15 protein-coding genes and 1 pseudogene are annotated in these 19,805 nt (G+C 74.6%); 10 read left to right on the plus strand and 6 right to left on the minus strand.

Features of this window, described 5'->3' with window-relative positions; translation table 11 throughout:
• Positions 1 to 466: 466 nt before the first annotated feature.
• On the minus strand, positions 467 to 1,396 hold the full coding sequence (locus tag ACWDNY_RS23925) for an NADP-dependent oxidoreductase (protein ID WP_451647850.1): 930 nt from the start codon (positions 1,394 to 1,396) through the stop codon (positions 467 to 469).
• A 738-nt stretch (positions 1,397 to 2,134) separates the two neighbouring features.
• Between ACWDNY_RS23925 and rsgA the strand changes: the two genes are divergently transcribed.
• The 3 genes from rsgA to ACWDNY_RS23940 all read left to right on the plus strand — a co-directional run bounded on the left by rsgA (position 2,135) and on the right by ACWDNY_RS23940 (position 4,593).
• Positions 2,135 to 3,295 (plus strand): ribosome small subunit-dependent GTPase A, encoded by a 1,161-nt coding sequence (gene rsgA, locus ACWDNY_RS23930; protein ID WP_451647851.1) that lies wholly within the window; start codon positions 2,135 to 2,137, stop codon positions 3,293 to 3,295.
• 477 nt (positions 3,296 to 3,772) lie between these two features.
• Positions 3,773 to 4,111 (plus strand): hypothetical protein, encoded by a 339-nt coding sequence (locus tag ACWDNY_RS23935; RefSeq protein WP_451647852.1) that lies wholly within the window; start codon positions 3,773 to 3,775, stop codon positions 4,109 to 4,111.
• Positions 4,108 to 4,593 carry a methylated-DNA--[protein]-cysteine S-methyltransferase gene (locus ACWDNY_RS23940; protein ID WP_451647853.1) on the plus strand — a complete coding sequence of 162 codons (486 nt, stop codon included), beginning with the start codon at positions 4,108 to 4,110 and terminating at the stop codon, positions 4,591 to 4,593. The genes ACWDNY_RS23935 and ACWDNY_RS23940 overlap by 4 nt, the downstream gene beginning before the upstream one ends.
• A gap of 225 nt (positions 4,594 to 4,818) precedes the next feature.
• On the opposite strand, the gene ACWDNY_RS23945 is transcribed toward ACWDNY_RS23940, so the two are convergent.
• Positions 4,819 to 5,808 carry a helix-turn-helix transcriptional regulator gene (locus ACWDNY_RS23945; RefSeq protein ID WP_451647854.1) on the minus strand — a complete coding sequence of 330 codons (990 nt, stop codon included), beginning with the start codon at positions 5,806 to 5,808 and terminating at the stop codon, positions 4,819 to 4,821.
• Positions 5,809 to 7,085: 1,277 nt separating this feature from the next.
• Between ACWDNY_RS23945 and ACWDNY_RS23950 the strand changes: the two genes are divergently transcribed.
• The 3 genes from ACWDNY_RS23950 (at position 7,086) to ACWDNY_RS23960 (ending at position 10,861) form a co-directional block, all read left to right on the plus strand.
• Positions 7,086 to 8,090 carry a protein phosphatase 2C domain-containing protein gene (locus ACWDNY_RS23950; RefSeq protein ID WP_451647855.1) on the plus strand — a complete coding sequence of 335 codons (1,005 nt, stop codon included), beginning with the start codon at positions 7,086 to 7,088 and terminating at the stop codon, positions 8,088 to 8,090.
• Between the two features lie 62 nt (positions 8,091 to 8,152).
• Positions 8,153 to 9,895, plus strand: coding sequence for a pyruvate dehydrogenase (locus tag ACWDNY_RS23955; protein WP_451647856.1), 1,743 nt, complete (start codon positions 8,153 to 8,155; stop codon positions 9,893 to 9,895).
• Between the two features lie 513 nt (positions 9,896 to 10,408).
• On the plus strand, positions 10,409 to 10,861 hold the full coding sequence (locus ACWDNY_RS23960) for an ATP-binding protein (protein WP_451647857.1): 453 nt from the start codon (positions 10,409 to 10,411) through the stop codon (positions 10,859 to 10,861).
• Positions 10,862 to 10,951: 90 nt separating this feature from the next.
• On the opposite strand, the gene ACWDNY_RS23965 is transcribed toward ACWDNY_RS23960, so the two are convergent.
• Both ACWDNY_RS23965 and ACWDNY_RS23970 read right to left on the minus strand, forming a co-directional pair.
• Complete coding sequence (locus ACWDNY_RS23965; RefSeq protein WP_451647858.1) at positions 10,952 to 11,992, minus strand: DUF2637 domain-containing protein; 1,041 nt, start codon at positions 11,990 to 11,992, stop codon at positions 10,952 to 10,954.
• Between the two features lie 303 nt (positions 11,993 to 12,295).
• Positions 12,296 to 13,129, minus strand: coding sequence for a (2Fe-2S)-binding protein (locus ACWDNY_RS23970; RefSeq protein ID WP_451647859.1), 834 nt, complete (start codon positions 13,127 to 13,129; stop codon positions 12,296 to 12,298).
• Between the two features lie 330 nt (positions 13,130 to 13,459).
• On the opposite strand from ACWDNY_RS23970, the gene ACWDNY_RS23975 reads away from it, so the two are divergent.
• Positions 13,460 to 14,266: a GntR family transcriptional regulator gene (locus ACWDNY_RS23975; RefSeq protein ID WP_451647860.1), complete on the plus strand. Its 807-nt coding sequence runs from the start codon at positions 13,460 to 13,462 to the stop codon at positions 14,264 to 14,266.
• Between the two features lie 469 nt (positions 14,267 to 14,735).
• On the opposite strand, the gene ACWDNY_RS23980 is transcribed toward ACWDNY_RS23975, so the two are convergent.
• Together ACWDNY_RS23980 and ACWDNY_RS23985 are read right to left on the minus strand one after the other, a co-directional pair.
• Positions 14,736 to 15,524 (minus strand): hypothetical protein, encoded by a 789-nt coding sequence (locus ACWDNY_RS23980; RefSeq protein ID WP_451647861.1) that lies wholly within the window; start codon positions 15,522 to 15,524, stop codon positions 14,736 to 14,738.
• A 153-nt stretch (positions 15,525 to 15,677) separates the two neighbouring features.
• Entirely contained in the window at positions 15,678 to 17,453 is a 1,776-nt protein-coding gene (locus ACWDNY_RS23985; protein ID WP_451647862.1) for a PucR family transcriptional regulator, read from the minus strand.
• 345 nt (positions 17,454 to 17,798) lie between these two features.
• Between ACWDNY_RS23985 and ACWDNY_RS23990 the strand changes: the two genes are divergently transcribed.
• From ACWDNY_RS23990 to ACWDNY_RS24000, 3 genes and pseudogenes are all read left to right on the plus strand, one after another.
• Complete coding sequence (locus tag ACWDNY_RS23990) at positions 17,799 to 18,689, plus strand: FAD binding domain-containing protein (RefSeq protein WP_451647863.1); 891 nt, start codon at positions 17,799 to 17,801, stop codon at positions 18,687 to 18,689.
• Entirely contained in the window at positions 18,689 to 19,261 is a 573-nt protein-coding gene (locus tag ACWDNY_RS23995; RefSeq protein WP_451647864.1) for a (2Fe-2S)-binding protein, read from the plus strand. Before ACWDNY_RS23990 ends, ACWDNY_RS23995 begins: the two co-directional genes overlap by 1 nt.
• A 1-nt stretch (position 19,262) precedes the next feature.
• Positions 19,263 to 19,805 (plus strand): annotated as a pseudogene (locus ACWDNY_RS24000) (xanthine dehydrogenase subunit D); the annotation flags it as partial.

Here is a 19,805-nt window from a genome sequence, read left to right on the forward strand (position 1 = left end):
GCAATTCGCGACAGTGGTGTGTCACTTGGCGGCGCTGCGGAACACCGGCGCCGGCCTGAGGGGCCGGGTACGACCGGGCAGGCCGCGACGTACCCGACTTCCCGTGACAGGTCTGTCCCGGAGCCGCCGGGGGTGTGCGGACCGGCGGGATCCAGGTGTCAGGCGTATGGAACCCAGGCGGGGAAGAGGCCGGGCACGCCCCGTCGGCATCTGCCGGCCGACGCCGGACTGACGGTCGTCACCAGCGGCATCCGGACCCGCCGACCGATCTCCACCACGTGGCGCCCGGCTACGGACCTCCCGGCACGGGTCCGCTGTCATGGGCACTCCAACTTGCACCGACGGGTCCTTCGGGCCGGCCACCGACAGCGCGGTGCGTTCCCTCCGGTCGGCGCACGGGTTGCCCCTGGACGGCATCGTCGCGGCGCCCGCCGGTAGTCCAAGCGTGCCGTCACCCTGGATGTCCCTAGCCGACCTCGAGGACCAGCTTGCCGCGAGTCTTACCGCTCTGACTCAGGCGGAACGCCTCAGCGGCCTCGGCCAGCGGCAGGGCACGGTCGATGTGGACCTTGAGCTTGCCCGCGTCGGCGAGTTCGGCGAGTTCGGCGAGGTCCGCGCTGTCGGGCCGCACCCAGACGTGGTGGCCGCCCCACTGTGTCACGCCGGGGTCGACGATCGACGCCATTCGGCTGGGGTCCTTCAGCAGTTCCTGGGAGGCGGCGACCGCGTCACCGCCGACGCAGTCCACCACGGCGTCGACGCCCCCCGGCGCGAGCTGCCGCACCCGGTCGACCAGGCGGTGGCCGTCCCCGTAGGCGACCGGTTCGGCGCCCAGGGAGCGCAGGTAGTCGTGATTGCGCTCGCCGGCGGTGCCGATCACGCGGGCTCCCATGGCCACGGCGATCTGCACGGCGAACGAACCCACACCGCCGGCTGCCGCGTGCACCAGGACCGTGTCGCCCTTGCTGACGCCCACCCGGCGCAGTGACTGCAAGGCCATCAGCCCCGCCAGAGGCACGCCGGCCGCCTGCCGCCAGTCCAGCGAGGCGGGCTTGCGCGCGAGGGTGCGCACCGGCGCGGCGACGAGCTCCGCGTAGGTGCCGTGCTGCACCTCGTCCTTGCGGACGTAGCCGAAGACCTCGTCGCCGACCGAGAACTCGGGGGTGTCCAGGCCGAGGGCCTCCACGACGCCTGCGACGTCCCAGCCGGGCACGAGCGGGAAGTGGACGTACATGATCGGATCGAGGTGCCCGGCGACGATCTTCCAGTCGACTGGGTTGACGCCGGCGGCCTTCACCCGGACGAGTACCTGGTCCGGGCTGACCTTGGGATCATCGGTCTCCGCGAATTCAAGCGTTTCCGGACCGCCGTAGCGGTTGGTGATGATGGCTCGCATGAGCGAAGTCAACAGGCCGGGGGCCGCGATTCTTGCACGGCTGGCCGCCCGGGCCGGTCCGTTCAACCCTGTTGGCGGCACCGCCGGCTGCGCTCCGGTCGGCCTCACCGCGTCTGCTCCGACCGACCGCCCGGAGCCCAGTTGCCACCGCGCTCCCGGCAGACGCCGCCCAGGCCAGTGCCGGTCCGGACGCCACGAAAGGCCGCCTGTGCCCCCACGGTGGCAAGGACACCGCCACCGACGCCACCCCGGCAGCGGCCGACGGCCAGGCGGACTGGAGGAGTGGCGAGAAGGGCCACGACCCCCCAGGCCGGATGCGTATCCCCTGGGGACTTCCCAGGGACTTTCACGTCTGTGCACCTTCGGTTCCGCTTGAGGGACCTTCCCGAGGCGGGAACCGAAAGCCGGTGGTCGAGGTCGCCGGGCGCTTGGCCGGTGAGCAGGAAGACGCCCGCCTCGCAGCGTGAGGTTCCGCTGCACATGGGGGCTCCTCGGCAGAAAAGAGTTGGTCTTCCGCCGGGGCGTGCGGCTAGGGTTTCCCCCGTCCCAAGGCGGCCAGTGGCCGCCGCTGTTGGCTCAGCGTGCGCGTGTGAGGAGGTGTGACCGATGGCTGTCGTTGAGATGGGCGTTGCCCGCATCCGGAAGTTCATTCAGTCCACCTCCGTGGCCTCCGGCTGACTCACTCTTCTCGCGCGCCCGTGAGCGCGGTGCCGGGGCCGCCCTTGTGAAGGGTCACCCTTGTCTCTCTTCTCTCGCGGTTCGTCCTCGTCCTCCGCGCATCCGCTCGTGCCGTACGGCTGGGATGCGGGCTGGGAGGCCGAGTTCGCCCCTCATGCCGAGCAGGGCCTCCTGCCCGGCCGCGTCGTACGAGTCGACCGCGGCCAGTGCGACGTCGTCACTCCCGTCGGCACCGTACGCGCCGACACCGAGTTCGTCGTTCCCCGTGATCCGATGAAGGTCGTGTGCACGGGGGACTGGGTCGCGGTCGACCCTGACGGCGGCGATCCGCGGTATGTGCGGACGCTGCTGCCGCGTCGTACCGCCTTGGTGCGGTCGACTTCGTCCAAGCGCTCCGAAGGCCAGGTGCTGGCCACCAACATCGATCACATCGTCATCTGCGTGTCGCTCGCGGTGGAACTCGACCTTGGGCGGATCGAACGGTTCCTGGCGCTCGCCATGTCCAGCTCGAGTAGTGAGGCACCGCTGCATGCGTCGGCACTCTCCTGGGAGTCCGGGGCGCAGCCGGTGGTCGTGCTCACCAAGGCGGACCTCGTGCCGGACCCGGTGGGGCTGTCGTACCTCGTCCAGGACGTGGAGACGGCGGCCCCCGGCGCGCCGGTGTTCGCGGTCAGCGCGAGGACCGGGGACGGCCTCGAGGTCCTCGCCGCTGTCGCCGCCGGGGGTACGTCCGTGCTGCTCGGACAGTCCGGAGCGGGCAAGTCGACGCTGGCCAACGCGCTGCTCGGCGAGGACGTGATGGACGTCCGGGCCACCCGGGACGTCGACGGCAAGGGCCGGCACACGACCACCACCCGTAATCTGCTCGTGCTGCCGGGCGGTGGCGTCCTGATCGACACTCCGGGGCTGCGCGGGGTCGGTCTGTGGGACGCCGGGTACGGCGTCGGGCAGGTGTTCTCCGAGATCGAGGAACTCGCCGCCGGCTGCCGCTTCCACGACTGCGCCCACGGGAGCGAGCCGGGGTGCGCGGTGCTGGCCGCCGTCGAGGCCGGCGCCCTGCCGGAGCGACGGCTGGAGAGCTACCGCAAGCTCCTGCGCGAGAACCAGTGGATCGCCGCCAGGACCGACGCACGGCTCCGCGCGGAGATCAGACGCGAGTGGAAGCTCAGGGGCGCCGAAGGCCGAGCGGCGATGGAGGCGAAGCGGGGGCGCCGGCGGTAGACGGTGCCACGGCCTCCCCGGCGGGTCGGGGACGGGACCCGCGTGCCCGTCGGGGAGGACCACCGCCCGCACCGGGGCCGCGGAGCCGGACTTCGACGGGCCGCGAGACCGGACCTTCGGGGCGGTCGCCGGAGCTGTGATCCGAGGGCCGGGTCTCCCCGGCCGGGGCGGGCTTCGACGGCCCGCCGAGAGCGGTCCTTCGGGGTGGCCCGTCGAAGCCGGGCACCCGGGGTCCGGCACCTGGGGCACGGCTCACAGAGTCCGGCAGCCAGAGCGGGCCGCCGGGGTACCGACGTACGGGTGCGGCCGGTCACGAGGCCGACCGCACCCACCGGGCGGGAGCTGCCGGTCTCGTGGGGGCCTGGCCGGTCTCGGGGCGCTGCCGGTCTCGTGGGGACCCGTCGGTCTAGGGGTGCCGCCGCGTCGTGTCCGATTTCCGCCAGCGCCCGCTTCCCGCCCTGACGGACACTGGACCCCGTGATGGACGAGAAGACCAGGTACCAGGCCGGGCGCAGCCGGGGCGGCCGTTGCGACGGGGCCGTCGCCGGCGGCACCCTGCGCCTGGACCCCGGCGCCGACCGGGAGGCCGCGCCGCCCGCCTCCCCGGGCCTGGACGGCGCCACGGCCGCCGCCGTCCGCGCCGTCGACGACCCCGGTATCGCGCCGCCTCGCATGGACCTGCCCGCCGGCCGGCGCCCGTGGTGGTCGTACGCCGTTTGCCACCTGCGCGCGGCCGGACGGGCGGAGCAACGACGAACGCACCGGCACACGCGACGCCCCACCACCGGCACGACTCACGAAACGGCCTCGACATGACGTACTGGACCACCCTCGACAGCCCCCTCGGGCCACTCCTCCTGACCGCCGATCCGGACGGCGCGCTCACCTCCCTCTCCGTCCCGGGGCAGAGGGGCGGCCGCACCGTCCAGGACACCTGGCGGCACGACCCGGGACCCTTCCGAGCGGCCGAGGAGCAACTGCTGGCCTACTTCGCCGGTGACCTGAAGGAGTTCTCGGTGCCGTTGCGCACGTACGGCAGCGAGTTCCGGGAACGGGTCTGGGCCGCCCTCGACTCCGTCCCGTACGGGGCGACCACGACGTACGGCGAGATCGCCGCCCGCGTCGGGGCGCCCCGGGCCGCGGTCCGCGCCGTCGGCGGCGCGATCGGCGCCAACCCCCTCCTCGTGCTGCGCCCCTGCCACCGGGTCGTCGGCGCGAACGGGTCGCTGACCGGTTACGCGGGCGGCCTGGACCGCAAGACCCGGCTGCTCACTCTGGAGGGCATGCTTCCCGGGTGATCCCGCGGCACCAGGGCTGTCCCGTAATCCGCGGCGGATCAGCGCGGCGGGCGGCGGACCGGGGCAGCCGCATCGGACGATCGCAGCCCCGTGCGGCCGCGCCGGGCCCCGCTGCCGTCCAGCGGCGTCCCGCCCCCGCGCGGGCCCGGGCCGGCTCCGCCAGGTCCGGGTCCCCGGTGCGGCGCGGACCCGACGAGCCGGGGCCCGGCGGAGTCCGAAGCCACGTCAGCCGAGGCGTTCGCGGGCGACCCAGCCACGTTCGTAGGCGTGCCAGCCCAGTTGCAGACGTGTGGTCACCCCGGTCAGTTCCATCAGCCGCCTCACCCGGCGCTGTACTGTCCGCAGCCCCAGGTCGAGCTGCTTGGCGACGCTCGCGTCGGTGAGCCCGGCGAGCAACAGCGACAGCACCTCCAGGTCCGTGCCGTCGGGGCCGTCCGGGCCCAGCTCGGTGACGCCCGACGTCCCCAGGCGCAGCGGCAGCGCGTCCCGCCACACCGACTCGAACAGCCCGGACAGCAGCTCCAGCAGGCCGCTCGCGTGCACGACGAGCGCGGAGGGCTCCGCGGTGTGCAAGATGAGCGGCACCATCGCGAGCGCCCGGTCGGCGACGACCAGTTTCGTCGGCACCTTCTCGATGACCCGCACCTGCTCGTCGCGGCCGAGCGCGGCGGTCAGCTGGGTGACGCCGTCCGGCAGGTCCAGCACCGCCCGCTCGACCACCACCCGGTAGCGCACACCGCGGCCGGCCGCCTGCTCCTCGGCGTCGTTCTCCGCGGCGGAGACGACGACGGGGTCCCCGGTGACCAGCGCGCACACCTCCTCGGTCGCGCCCAGCTGGAGCTGCAGGAAGCGCTGGGCGACGGCGGGGGCCCCGGTGACCACCTCGACCAGGTCGTGCACCGCGGGCTCGGCCGCCGCCGCCCGGTACTCCTCGGCGAGCAGCGCGGCCGCCAGCTCGGCCTTCTCCAGTTCGTGCCGCTGCTGGGTGAGGAGCGCGCCCAGCGCCACGCCGGGCGGTGCGGCCACCCAGCGCCCGGGCCGGGCCGACGACTGGGCCGCGAGTCCGCGCCGCTCCAGGCAGCGCAGCGCGCGCTCGGTGTCCCGCTCGCCGAGCGTCAGCCGCCGCGCGAGATCGGGCAGGTCGGCGGCGCCCACGGACACCAGGGCCCGGTACGCCGACTCATGCGTCTCGTCCAGACCTATCGCTGCCAGCATCAGCTCTTGTCCCTCCCCTTGAGACCACCGGGACACACCCGCCCCCGGCGCGTGCGCGGTGGCGGGAAACGGCCACGGCGCGAACCCGCCCCGGATCATCATCGCCGTACCCCCCGCCCCTCTGACAAGGTGGCTCCACCGAGGTGGCGACGCCCGGACCCCACGGCGGAGCTCGAACGCGGGCGGCGTGGCCTGCGCGAACGCCGACGGCGCGGTGGCCGGCGCGTGTGGTCGCGGTGCGCGGCGATCCGGGCGGGCGGTTGGCGCGGGCGGCCGGCCGTTCACGAGTGCCGGGCCCCGGTGGCCGATCCGGACAGTGGTGATCCGGCCGCCCAGAACGTGACCCCGGCCCGGGTGGGCCACGACTCGTGGGACATCCGGGGCGGGGTCGCACCGGTGTCGCCGGGCGGTTCTCCCGTGGGGGGTGGGACCGCCCGGCGACTGTGCCACGGACCCGTCGTCGATGCGCCGCCCGAGACGCCGTCCGGCGCGCGCACGGCACCGGATTTTTCGCATGCACCGTTTCCTCGAGGCGCCCGCCGTGGACAATCGGGGGCATGAGCCAGCAGGGGGGAAGGCCCACCGGTCACGGAGACGACTGGTGGGGAGAGCTGTACGACGACTCCACCGAGGACACGGGGCCCACGGCCGCGGGCGACTCCCTCGACGACCGGTTCGCCTCGGCGACGGACACGCTGGGCGGGACACCGCGGCAGCGGCGGCCGCACGACGGGAGCCGGGCCGGTCCGGAGCACCGGGCTCCCGGGGAGGACGCCGGCCCACCGGGCGCAGGCCCGGACTGGTGGCGCCGGGGCCCCGGGGCAGGCGTCCCGGCGCAGCGGAGCGGCTCCCCAGCCGACCCGGTGAGCGGTGCCCCCTGGGCGGCGAGCCCGGCGGCAGGCCGTCCCCCTGCGCAAGGAGGCCCGGCGGACGACCGGTCCGTCGGGGCCGAGGAGCCCGCCGCCACCGAAACCCCCTCCGAGCCGCCCTCCGCGACGGTTCCGCCGCAGTCCCGGCGCGGTGGCCCACCGGAGGTGCCTCCCGTTCCTCCGGGCGAGCCGCCCTCCGTTCCCCCGGCCGCGCCGCCCGGCAGGCCCCCCTGGCCCCCGTCCGGTCCCGCCGCCCCCGAGCCTTCACCCCCCTCGCCGTCCGCCCCGCTCGGTGACCCCTCCCCGCCGTCCGGCGACGCCGCCCCCGCCGCCGGACCTGGTCCCGGCCTCCCCGAGATTCCTCCCGTGCCTCCGCCGGGGCCTCCCGCATCTCCGCCCGGGCCTCCCGTGCCCCCGCCCCCCACCGTCCGGCACGTCGGGTCCAGGCCGCCCACCTATGACGCGGAGCCGACCGCGCTGCCGCTCGCGGACGCGGACCGGCTCGACGAGCTGGTCCCGGACACCGTGCTGGACGGGGCCCGCTACGGCGCCTGCACCCTGCGCGTGGTGTCCCTGCGGGGCGACTCCGCGCGGTACCGGGGCGAGCCGCGCCGGGACGCGCTGCTCACCGCCCGCTTCGGCGCGGGCGCGCGGGGCCTGCTCCTCGTGGCCATGGCGACCGGCGCCCGGACCACCCCGGCCGCTCACCGCGCGGCCGCCGAGATGTGCCGGTTGATCACAGGGGCCGTGGGCCGCAGCCACGCCCGGCTCGTCGAGGACATCCGGGACGCCCGGCGCGGCGACCTGAAGTCCGGGCTGCAGCGCCTCACCGACCGCGGCTTCGGCAGACTCCGGGCGGCCGCCGCGGAGCAGGGCCTGCCGCCGGCGGAGTACGCGGCCACCCTGCGCTGTCTGCTGCTGCCCGTCGACCCGGCCTGTCGTACCCGCGTCTTCTTCGGAGTCGGCGCGGGCGGCCTGTTCCGGCTGCGGGGAGCGGAGTGGGAGGACATCGAACCCCGCGTGGCCGAACCGGCCGGCGACCCGTTCCCCGGTTCCGGCCCGGTCCGGGCCGAGCCCCCCGAGGGTCCCCGGCTCACCGGGGACCTCGGCATACCGGCGCCGCCGAGCCCGTACGAGCCGTCCCCGGGGTCCGGCGCGGACGGCAGCGTCGCCGAGCCGCCCCGCGCACCCTTCCGCTTCCGCGCCTCCATCGCCCGGCCGGGTGACACGCTGCTGATGTGCACCGAGGGCCTGGCCGGCCCGCTGCGCGGTGAGCCCGAACTGTGCCGGCACCTGGCGGAGCGGTGGCGAGGCCCCACTCCGCCCGGCCTCGCCGGGTTCCTCGCGGACGCCCAGACGCGGGTCACGGGCTACGCCGACGACCGGACGGCCGCAGCCGTGTGGGAGGCGTGAGACAGCGGGTTGTGTGTTGATGGACCCAGAGGGATCCGCAGGAGACCGAAGGGCACCGTGCCATGGCCAAGCAGAACGTCGCAGAGCAGTTCGTCGACATCCTCGTCCGCGCCGGCGTCAAACGCCTCTACGGCGTGGTCGGCGACAGTCTCAACCCGGTCGTCGACGCGGTGCGCCGCAAGTCCGGGATCGACTGGGTCCACGTCCGCCACGAGGAGAGCGCCGCCTTCGCGGCCGGCGCCGAGGCGCAGATCACCGGGAAGCTCACGGCCTGCGCCGGCTCGTGCGGCCCCGGCCACGTCCACCTCGTCAACGGCCTGTACGACGCCCACCGTTCCATGGCCCCGGTACTGGCTCTCGCCTCGCACATCCCCTCCAGCGAGATCGGTCTCGGCTACTTCCAGGAGACCCACCCCGAGCGCCTGTTCAACGAGTGCAGCCACTACTGCGAAATGATCTCCAACCCCCGGCAGATGCCGCGGCTGGTGCAGACCGCGATCCAGCACGCGGTCGGCCGCGGCGGGGTCAGTGTGGTGTCCCTCCCCGGTGACATCGCCGCCGAGCCCGCGCCCGAGAAGGCCGCCGAGACCGCGCTGGTCACTTCCCGGCCCACCGTCCGCCCCGGCGACGCCGAGATCGACCGGCTCGTCGAGATGGTCGACCAGGCCGAGAAGGTCACCCTGTTCTGCGGCAGCGGGACGCGCGGCGCGCACGCCGAGGTGATGGAGTTCGCCGGGAAGGTCAAGGCACCGGTCGGACACGCGCTGCGCGGCAAGGAGTGGATCCAGTACGACAACCCGTTCGACGTCGGCATGAGCGGGCTGCTCGGCTACGGCGCCGCCTACGAGGCCACCCACGAGTGCGACCTGCTGATCCTGCTCGGCACCGACTTCCCGTACAACGCGTTCCTGCCGAACGACGTGAAGATCGTCCAGATCGACGTGAGGCCGGAGCGCCTCGGCCGCCGCTCCAAGCTGGACCTCGCGGTGTGGGGCGACGCACGGGAGACGCTGCGCTGCCTGATCCCGCGCGTGCGGACCAAACAGAACCGGCGCTTCCTCGACCGGATGCTGAAGAGGCACGCGGACGCGCTCGAGGGTGTGGTGAAGGCCTACACGCGCAAGGTCGAGAAGCACGTCCCCATCCATCCCGAGTACGTCGCCGCGGTCCTGGACGAGGTGGCCGACGACGACGCCGTCTTCACGATCGACACCGGGATGTGCAACGTGTGGGGGGCGCGGTACATCTCGCCCAACGGGCGGCGCCGCATCATCGGTTCCTTCTCGCACGGGTCGATGGCGAACGCGCTGCCGATGGCGATCGGCGCGCAGTTCACCGACCGGCGGCGTCAGGTCGTCACCATGTCCGGCGACGGCGGATTCTCCATGCTGATGGGCGACTTCCTGACCCTGATGCAGTACGACCTGCCGGTGAAGGTCGTGCTGTTCAACAACTCGTCGCTGGGCATGGTGGAGTTGGAGATGATGGTGGCGGGCCTGCCCGCGTACGGGACGGCGACCAGGAACCCGGACTTCGCCGCGGTCGCCCGCGCCTGCGGTGCCCACGGCATCCGCGTGGAGAAGCCCAAACAACTCGTCGGAGCCCTCACGGACGCCTTCCGGCACAAGGGCCCGGCCCTCGTCGACGTCGTCACGGACCCCAACGCCCTGTCCATCCCGCCGAAGATCCGCGCCGAGATGGTGACCGGGTTCGCCCTGTCCGCCTCGAAGATCGTCCTGGACGGCGGTGTCGGCCGCATGCTGCAGATGGCCCGGTCCAACCTGCGCAACGTGCCCCGGCCGTAGCCACCCGCGCCCGTCGCCGCGGAACCCCGGGCGCCGCGGCCGGGCGCCGTACGGCAGCCGGCGCCCGGACGCGGTGCCGGAACCGTCGCCGCCGCCCCGGAACCGTCGCAGTCCGGCCAATCTCGGCTGGGGCACGGCGGGCGTCGCCGGTGGTGATCCCGTGATGCGGGCGCCGATCGTGCGCCGGGTCGTGCGCCCCGCACGGCGCCCATGCGCCCCACCTGCGGGGGGTGGCGGGCCCTGAGGACGTTTGCCCGCGCCCGGATGCCGCTGTGCGGAGGAACGCGGGGGTCGCGAGGGACGCCTGCGCCTGCCGGGCGGAAGGGGACGAACGGCGTGTGGCCCGTTCCGGCCCTGCCCACCCGTGGCCGAACACGCGGCTCTTGACAAAACCGGATGACTGCCCTGCCGTCGCCAGGGCATGCATGCCGTGAACGTGTTCGAGCTGGAGCTACACCCACAGGGGCACGCGAGCGGGGGGTCATGAAGAGGCAGGTACGGCGGGGCGGTCCGATGACCATCGGGGCCTCCTCACCACAGGCGGTTCAGGAGCAGTCCGACGACAACCCGGGACGGATCCCGGCGCCCCAGCTCAGACGCCGGCTGGGGCGGGCGGATCTGCGGGCGGTGCCCGAGGCGCGCCGGGCGCTGCGCGAGCTGCTGCGGCACTGGGGAAAGCCGGGCAGCTCGGAGGTGGCGGAGCTGCTGACCAGCGAGCTCGTCACCAACGCCCTCGTCCACACCGACGACGAGGCGGTCCTGACGGCCACCGTGTCGTCGTGCGGGCTCCGCGTCGAGGTACGGGACTCCGTGGCGCGCGGGCCGAGGCCGTACGCGCCCGACGCCGGGGAGAGCACGAACGGCAGGGGGCTCCTGCTCGTGCAGGTCCTGGCCGACTCCTGGGGCGTCAGCGCATACGGAACCGGCAAGTCGGTCTGGTTCGAGCTGGGGGCGGACGCCGCGTGACCACGGGCGGGCCTGAAGACCGGGAGGGTGCGAACAACGGGAGGGGGCGCGGCCCGCGCGGGCCGCGCCCCCTCCCGGGACCGTCCGGCATCAGCCGAACTGCTGCTCCAGGTCCTTGAGCTTGCGCTCCAGGGAGTCAAGTCGCGGCAGGGCCATTGTGTCGTCCTCCGCGGTGAGGTCGACCGTGATGGGGTCGGACCCCTTGCGGACCGGCTGCAGCGAGGGACGCGACCGGACGGGCAGCTGCTCCGCCGTAGATAGGGCAGGCTCCGCGGAGGCCTGCGAGGGCCCGCGCTCCAGCGCCTGGGTCTCCACCGGCCGGCCGCCGCGGCCGGGGAAGCCCCGGTGCCCCCGGCTGATCGCCTTGAGCTGCGCGCGCTCGACGCGGTCCTGCTCACGCCGCAGCCGCCGCGTCTGCTCCTTCTGGCGCGCGTCCTCGCGGACCTCCTCGACCGCCTCGTCCAGGCTGCGCACACCCTCCAGCAGCATCAGCGACCAGGCCCTGTACGTCTCCCGGGGGGCCCGCAGCCAGCGGACGATGCGGATCTGCGGCAGCGGACGCGGGACGAGGCCCTGCTCGCGCAGCGCGGCGCGGCGGGTCTGCTTCAGCGCCCGGTCGAACAGCACGGCCGCCGACAGGGACATGCCGGCGAAGAAGTGCGGAGCGCCCGCGTGGCCGGCGCCCCGGGGCGCGTGCACCCAGTTGAACCAGGCCGCGGCACCCGCGAACGTCCACACCAGTATCCGGGAGCCGAGCGCCGCGTCGCCGTGGCTGGCCTCGCGCACCGCGAGTACCGAGCAGAACATCGCCGCGCCGTCCAGGCCGAACGGCACCAGGTACTCCCAGCCGCCGGAGAGGCCGAGGTTCTGTTCGCCGAAGCCGACCAGGCCGTGGAAGGAGAGTGCGGCGGCGACCGCCGCACAGCAGAACAGAAGCGCGTAGGAGGCGGTGCCGTAGATGGCCTCCTTGCGCCTGCGGCGCTCCTCGCTGCGCTCCCACGAGTCGTCCGCGCTCGCGTTCTCCCCGGAGGAGCGCTTGCCGCGCCGGAGCACCGCCATCGCCGCCAGCATGCCCAGGAGCAGTACGGCGCCCGGAAGCAGCCAGTTCAGCGATATGTCGGTCAGTCTCATCTGGGGTCCCTTGCATTGGGATAGGGCGTAACGCCCGCCATGGTGGCCCAATCCCGCCGTCCCTCAGGGGGTTTCGGGGCAAGAGGCCGCCAAGGAGGTGCAAGGGGATGCCCAGGACGGCGTTCTGCTCGAACTGCCGCTTGAGGGGCGGGAGTTGAGTTCGAATAAGACTACCCGGACGGGCGGTTCCACGGAAAGTTCCCGCGAGAAGTGAGGAACGTGTGAACACGTGTGACCGTCCGGATGTCCCGCTCGCGGACGATCTTACGGGACGGACCGGGCTGCCTAGGACCTGATGGCCGGTCAGGCGGCCTGCGGGCAGGCGGGTTTGGCGGCGCGCTCGGGGTCGCGCAGGCGGGGGCAGGTGGCGCAGGTGTCCTCGGGGCGCAGGGTGTAGAACATGCAGCAGCTCACCCGGTCCCGCGTCGGCAGCGGTTCGCCGTCCGGGCCGGTCAGCTCCCGGAAGGACGCCGAGCCGACGTACGGCGCGGTGGAACCCGGCAGCAGCGACTCCAGTTCACGCCGGGCCCGTTCCCGCTCCCCGAGGAGGTGGGCGACGTACCACAGGCTCTCGACCAGTTCGTCGGTCGCCATGCCCCACAGGGCGCGGTCCCGGCGCCGCATGCGCGGGCCGAAGCCGGCGAGGACCGGCCGGAGGTGCTCGGCGACCGCCGCCCGCAGTTCGGCCCGCAGCGCCTCTTCGTCGCGGACCACTCGCGCGCCGGGCAGCGCCGCCGCCGGGTCGTCGGGCAGGCAGGCGAAGGGGCCGGTCCGTACGGCCATGCGGCCGGCCTCGCGGTCGTACCAGACGTCCGTCACCGGCAGGCGGGGGACCCTGTGGCGCAGGAACCAGGGCATCGTGAACAGCAGGCACGCGGGCCAGGCGTAGCGGTGCAGCCCGAAGCTCGCGACGACGTCCGGGCGCGGCACCGCCCCGTAGTCCCGGGCCACCTGGGCGCCGTCCCAGGCCAGGAACGTGTCGAGTCCGCTCCCGCCTTCGGCGAGCGAGGCGGCCGACGCCCAGCCGCCGCCTGCGGGAGCCGGGTCCCCGGGGCCCAGTTCCACGACGGCCAGGCCGGGAAAGGCCTCGGTGAGGCGGGTGTACGCGTCCGCTGCGGCCGAGGCGAGGACAGGCATGCCGGAACCACCGATTCGCCGTTGACGATAGGTTAGGCAAACCTTACTTGACCTCTGCGGAATGTGAACCTTTGGCCTCGGACCCCTAAGGTGCTTGACGCACGAGTAACAACCCGTCGTAATGACCCCAAGCACCCACAAGCCCGGAGGAGGACCGTGAAGCAGGGCGCGCAGGACTCCGGGACCGGGAGAGCGGTCGGCCGGCCGACCGCGGCGGGCACGCCGGCGGTGCCGGGCGTGCCGCCGCCCCCGGGATCGGCGGAGGCGTGGCGCGAGCGCGACGTCCCGGCCGTGAACGCCCGGAGCGGACGTGAGGTTCCGGCCGCGGGTGTGCGGGGGGATCGTGGTGTTCCGGCCGCGGGCGTGCCGGGGGATCGTGGTGTTCCGGCCGCGGGCGTGCCGGGGGATCGTGGTGTTCCCGCCGCGGGTGCCCGAGGTGATCGTGAGGTCACGGCCGCAGGCGCCCGGGGGGAGCACACGCACGGCGAGGCGTCCGTACCGCGTCCGCGGGCCGCCGTGCAGCGGTCCTCCGTGCGCGGCCAGATCCTCGACGCCCTGCGCACGGCGCTGGTGTCGGGTGAGTTGCGGCCGGGCGAGGTGTACTCCGCGCCCGCGCTCGGCGACCGCTTCGGGGTCTCCGCGACGCCCGTGCGGGAGGCGATGCAGCAGCTCGCACTGGAGGGCGCCGTCGAGGTCGTGCCCAACCGCGGTTTCCGGGTGGTCGAGCGCGGCGCCCGCGAGCTCGCGGAGCTGGCCGAGGTGCGGGCCCTGGTCGAGGTGCCGGTCGTGCTGCGGCTGGCCCGCACCGTGCCGGGGGAGCGCTGGGCCGAACTGCGGCCCCTCGCCGAGGCCACCATGCGCGCGGCGGCCTCCGGCTGCCGGGCGACGTACGCCGAGTCCGACCGGGCCTTCCACCGCGCGGTGCTGTCCCTGGCCGGAAACGAACAGCTCGTCAGGCTCGCCGAGGACCTGCACCGCCGGGCCCAGTGGCCGCTGGTCGGCGGCTCCGCCCGGCCCGCCCGTGCGGAACTGGTGGCGGACGCGGCGGAGCACACGGCACTGCTCGACGCGTTGATCGCGTGCGACCTGGACGTGGTGCGGATGCTGGCACGCGAGCACGTCACCGGCAGCGGCTGAGGGATCTCCCCTTGGACGATGCGGCGGCGGAAGGGTCCCGCGGGGCACCGTGCGCCGGCGGCGGCCGGGGGGTCTCTCGGGCGCCGTGCGTCTGCCGCGGCCGTCCCGGGGGCTTCCGCCGCCAGGCCCCCCGCCGCGGGCTGAACGGGCCCGTTCGAGAGGCCCGGTCGGGCTGTGGGGCAGCGGGGGCGTCGGCGACTGAAAGCCTCGCGGGGCCACCGCGTCGGCGGCTTCCGTCCCCCGGGCGCTGCCGCCTCACAGGCCCCACGCATCCTGGCTGGTGGGGCTGGTGGGGCTGGTGGGGCTGGTGGGCCGGTGGGCCGGCGGCCGCGCCCGGGGCCGGCGCTCCCGGCGGCTCAAGGTGCGGGGACCGGCGCACGATGCGGCTCAAGGCGCGGGGCCCGGCGCGCGCGGCCGGGGATCGGCGGGGCCCGGCCGCGGGCTGAAGGGCCCCGCCGGGCGTCGTGCCTCAGGCCGTCGCCGCTCCCGCCGCGGGCGGTGCCGTCGCGAGCTGCCGCGCCAGCCACGTCGGCACGCCCCCCAGCAGCCGGAACAGCCGCCGTGCCTCCTCCCGCAGCCGGGTCGCCTCCGGCTCGTCCTCGGCGTCCGCGAGGGACACCAGCGCGGGCGCCGTGCCGACCAGGTAGCCCAGATCCTCCCGGATGCGCAGGGACTCGGCGAAGCCGTGCCGGGCCTCGGCCAGCTCGCCGTCGCGCAGGGCCAGCCCGGCCAGGTGCCGCCAGGTGAAGGACAGCAGCAGGGGGTCGGAGTGGGCGGTGGCGCCCGCGTGGGCCCGGCGGTAGGCGGCGCGGGCGGCCTGCGGGGACCCGGTCAGGTTCTGGGCGAGCAGACCCCGCCGGAAGTCCAGCAGGGCGCGTCCCGGCGCGTCCGGCGGAATCAGCGCCGCCGCGCGTCCCAGCGCCGACCGTGCCTCGTCGGCGCGGTCCCGTACCCGGTGCAGGGTGGCCGTGTAGGCGAGGTGACCGCGTTCACAAGCGGCGGCGCCGCGCTCCTCGTCGCTCCGGGCCTGGGCCTCCGCGGTGCGCAGCGCGTCCTCGGCCTCCTCCCAGCCCCGCTCCGTGTACAGGCAGCGCTCCACGAGCAGCGCGGCCCGCTGCAGGGCCGCGGCCGCGGTGACCGGCTGGAGCAGTGCCGCCGCGTCGGCCCAGCACGCCCGCGAGCGCAGCCGCCATACCGCGGTCTGGAGGGGATCGTCACCTGCGGTCGTTCCGTCACCAGACATGGCGGTATGCGCCACGTTGCCCTCCCCGAGCACGCCATCGAGCTTTGAGTGGTGGCGGCATCTCAGCACGAATCCCGTGGCCCGGCCAAGGGGGTGGGTGAAGGATTTCACAAAGTCGTGGGCCATGGGCGGCGCGTGGCGCGGTGCCGCTGTGCGCCGCCTCTGGCCTCAGCTCATGCGCAGGGCGAGGAAGAAGTCGAGCTTGTCCTCCAGCCGGGACAGGTCACGCCCCGTCAACTGCTCGATGCGGCCCACGCGGTACCGCAGCGTGTTGACGTGCAGGTGGAGCCGGGTCGCACACCGCGTCCAGGACCCGTCGCAGTCGAGGAACGCCTCCAGCGTCGGGATCAGCTCGGCCCGGTGCCGGCGGTCGTAGTCGCGCAGCGGGTCCAGCAGCCGGGCGGTGAAGGCGCGGCGCACGTCGTCGGGCACGAAGGGCAGCAGCAGCACGTGCGAGGCCAGCTCCTGGTGGCCCGCCGCGCACACCCGGCCCGGCCGCGCGGCGGCGACCCGGCGCGCGTGCCGCGCCTCCTCCAGCGCCCCGCGCAGCCCCTCCGCCGAGTGCACGGCCGCGCTGACGCCGAGGGTCACCCGCCCGTCGCCGTCGAGGCCGGCCGACAGCGGGTCGCGGACGGACTCCAGGAGGGCGTCGGCGACGATCCCGTTCTCCGAGCCGTCGTGCTCCGTCGAGACCGCGGGCAGCGGGACGAGTGCGACGGCCTCGCCGCCGGCGTGGGCGACGGCGATGCGGTCCGGGGTCTCGAAGCCCGCCGACGGGGAGGGGCCCCGGCTCGCGGAGCTCGCGGGCGGGTCGACCAGGATCTCCTCGAGCAGCGACTGGGCGACCGGTCCGCCGTCTATCCCCCGGCCCCCGTCCGGGGAACCCGCGTCCCCGTCCGCCACCTCGTCCCACTCCACGCGGCCCACGACCACCTGCCAGTGCGGCGCCGCCCCCAGCCCGGGCAGCAGCACCGGCGCCGCGACCCGCAGACGGGCGGCGATCTCGGCGGGCGCCGCGCCCGTCTGCACCAGTTCCAGCACCTCCTGCGCGAGCCGCCGCCGGACGGTGCGGGCGGCGTCCCGCCGGTCCCGTTCCACAGCGATCAGCTGGGTGACGCCGTGGAGCAGGTCCAGTCGCTCGGCCGGCCAGTCGGCCGCGTCCGCCTCGACGGCCAGCAGCCACTCCGACAGCACCGTCTCCCGCACGTCGCGCGGCTCCTGCGGGGAGCGGGCTGCCCCGGTCGCCGCCGGGCTCTGCCCCCCGCCGCGGACGGGAAAGAGGGAGTACGTCGGTGACGGCGACGGGCCCGGCGTCACCCGGTACGGGGCGCGCCGGCCGGTGCGCGCGGCCGCGAGGTGCTCCGCGGCGAGGCGGGCGGCGACCTCGGCGGGCAGCGGCGGGCCCCCGAGCCCGGGGCCCGCGACGAGCCGGCCGGTGGGGGAGAGCACCCAGGCCCGCAGGTCCAGGTCGGAGCCGAGCAGGTCCAGGACCACCTCGGGGCCGCCGCCCGCCGGGCCGGAGGTCATCATGCGGCGGTGCCGGTCCACCACCGCGGCCAGGTCGCCGGCGCGCTCGCCGGACACCTGGCGCACCACGTGCTCGGTGATCGTCGCGAAGGCCACCGACTCGTGCACCGCGAACAGCGGCAGCCGGTGTTCGGCGCACGCCCTGATCAGGTCCTCCGGCACGTCCCCGAGTTCGGCCTCACCGGCCGCCAGCGCGGCGACGCCGGCCTGCACCAGGATCCGGACGAACGAGTCGGAGTCGGCGGCGTCCCGGCGCCAGGCGAGCCCGGTCAGGACCAGCTCGCCGCCGGAGAGGTAGCGGCTGGGGTCCCTGAGGTCGGTCGTCATGACGCCCCGCACGGTGCGGTCCAGCTCGTCCTCACCGCCGAGCAGCTTGAGGCCCAGCGCGTCGGTGTCCAGCAGTGCGCGCAGCCGCATTCTCGTCGCCGCCGTTCCTTGTCTCGAAAACTACGATGATCCTCCGGGTGGGCCCGGCCGGCGGGCTCCGCCGGAGGCGGCCCCGCGTCCTTGCCTCCTTCGTTCCTGATGGATCCGGAGGAACGGAGGAAAACGAAGGGGCCACCCGGGACCTTTGTTCATACGAATCTACAAGATGACTTCGCTGGCCAGCGAACTCCTTCATGGTTTCCGTGACTGACCCCTTTGGAGCAGCGGCGGTGTACTGGGCCCACTCCCCGTCAACAGCACTCCAGCGAGCCCGCACCGCCGCACGGCGATCGGCTCGGTCCTGTACGACTCACGAGACGAGGAAGAGAGCCGGCCATGGACTTCCTTCGCCCCGCCAGCTGGGACGAGGCGCTCGCCGCGAAGGCCGAGCACCCCACCGCTGTGCCGATCGCGGGCGGTACCGACGTGATGGTGGAGATCAACTTCGACCACCGCCGTCCCGACTACCTCCTCGACCTCAACCGCGTCCGCGACCTGTACGAGTGGGAGGTCGGTGCGGACAGCGTCCGGCTCGGCGCCTCCGTGCCGTACACCCGGATCATGGCGGACCTCAGGACCGAACTGCCGGGCCTCGCGCTCGCCTCGCACACCGTCGCCTCCCCGCAGATCCGCAACCGCGGCGGCGTCGGCGGCAACCTCGGCACCGCCTCGCCCGCCGGTGACGCCCACCCGGCGCTGCTCGCCGCGGGCGCCGAGGTCGAGGCCGAGTCGGTGCGCGGCACCCGCCGCATCCCCATCGACGACTTCTACACCGGGGTCAAGCGCAACGCGCTCCAGCCCGACGAGCTGATCCGCGCCGTGCACATCCGCAAGGCCGACGGGCCGCAGCAGTTCTCCAAGGTCGGCACCCGAAACGCCATGGTCATCGCGGTGTGCGCCTTCGGCCTCGCCCTGCACCCGGCGACCCGCACGGTCCGCACCGGGATCGGCTCGGCCGCCCCCACCCCGGTCCGCGCGACGGCCGCCGAGGAGTTCCTCGGCGCGGCCCTGGAGGAGGGCGGGTTCTGGGACAACGGGAAGGTCGTCACCCCGTCGCTGGCCCGGCGGTTCGCCGAGCTGTGCTCCGCCGCCTGCAACCCGATCGACGACGTCCGGGGCACCGCGGGCTACCGGCGGCACGCGGTCGGCGTGATGGCCCGCCGGACGCTGACCTGGACCTGGGAGTCGTACCGCGGCGGCCGCCGCACCGTCGAGGGAGCCGCCTGATGCGCGTGAACTTCACCGTCAACGGACGCCCGCAGCAGGCCGACGACGTCTGGGAGGGCGAGTCCCTGCTGTACGTCCTGCGCGAGCGCCTCGGCCTGCCCGGGTCCAAGAATGCCTGTGAGCAGGGCGAGTGCGGCTCCTGCACCGTGCGCCTGGACGGCGTGCCGGTCTGTTCCTGCCTGGTCGCCGCCGGCCAGGCCGAGGGCCGCGAGGTCCTCACCGTGGAGGGCCTGGCGGACTTCGCCGAGCAGCGCTCCGGCGCCACCGGCGCGTACGGCACCTCCGTGGAGCGGGCCCGGCAGTGGCGGGCGGAGGGCACCGGATCCCGGACCGGCGAGGGCGCCCGGCTGTCCCCGGTCCAGCAGGCGTTCGTCGACGCCGGCGCCGTCCAGTGCGGGTTCTGCACCCCCGGTCTGCTGGTCGTCGCCGACGAGATGCTGGAGCGCAACCCCAACCCGACCGACGCGGACATCCGCGAGGCGCTGTCGGGCAACCTGTGCCGCTGCACGGGCTACGAGAAGATCATGGACGCGGTCCGCCTCGCGGCCGCCCGCCAGTCCGAGGGGGCCTGACATGCCGCACCCCGAGCAGCCCGGCCCGCCCGCACGCGCCGGCGCCCCAACCGGCGCCCCCACCAGGATCACCCAGTCCTCGCCGACCACCGGCGGCGTCGGCGAGTCCACCCTCCGCCCCGACGGCATCCTCAAGGTCACCGGCGAGTTCGCGTACTCCTCCGACCTGTGGCACGAGGACATGCTCTGGGGCCAGATCCTGCGCTCCACGGTCGCGCACGCCGAGATCGTCTCCGTCGACACGGGCGAAGCCCTCGCGACACCGGGCGTCCACGCGGTCATGACGTACGACGACCTGCCGACCGACGTGCGGACCTACGGGCTGGAGATCCAGGACACCCCGGTCCTCGCGCACCGCAAGGTGCGCCACCACGGCGAGCCGGTGGCGATCGTCGCCGCCGACCACCCGGAGACCGCGCGCCGCGCCGCCGCAAAGATCAAGGTGACGTACCGGGAACTGCCCGTCGTCACCGACGAGGCCTCCGCGACCGCCCCCGGCGCGGGGGACCGGCCCCGGGCCCGCCCCCGCCGCGCCCCCCCTCCG

Source organism: Streptomyces sp. NPDC003697 (assembly GCF_053587115.1).

Coding starts and splice junctions, on each gene's coding strand:
- ACWDNY_RS23925 (WP_451647850.1), bottom strand. CDS start 1,396: ATGCGAGCCATCATCACCAACCGCTACGGCGGTCCGGAAACGCTTGAA.
- ACWDNY_RS23940 (WP_451647853.1), top strand. CDS start 4,108: ATGACGTACTGGACCACCCTCGACAGCCCCCTCGGGCCACTCCTCCTG.
- ACWDNY_RS23945 (WP_451647854.1), bottom strand. CDS start 5,808: ATGCTGGCAGCGATAGGTCTGGACGAGACGCATGAGTCGGCGTACCGG.
- ACWDNY_RS23955 (WP_451647856.1), top strand. CDS start 8,153: ATGGCCAAGCAGAACGTCGCAGAGCAGTTCGTCGACATCCTCGTCCGC.
- ACWDNY_RS23960 (WP_451647857.1), top strand. CDS start 10,409: ATGACCATCGGGGCCTCCTCACCACAGGCGGTTCAGGAGCAGTCCGAC.
- ACWDNY_RS23965 (WP_451647858.1), bottom strand. CDS start 11,992: ATGAGACTGACCGACATATCGCTGAACTGGCTGCTTCCGGGCGCCGTA.
- ACWDNY_RS23970 (WP_451647859.1), bottom strand. CDS start 13,129: ATGCCTGTCCTCGCCTCGGCCGCAGCGGACGCGTACACCCGCCTCACC.
- ACWDNY_RS23985 (WP_451647862.1), bottom strand. CDS start 17,453: ATGCGGCTGCGCGCACTGCTGGACACCGACGCGCTGGGCCTCAAGCTG.
- ACWDNY_RS23990 (WP_451647863.1), top strand. CDS start 17,799: ATGGACTTCCTTCGCCCCGCCAGCTGGGACGAGGCGCTCGCCGCGAAG.
- ACWDNY_RS23995 (WP_451647864.1), top strand. CDS start 18,689: ATGCGCGTGAACTTCACCGTCAACGGACGCCCGCAGCAGGCCGACGAC.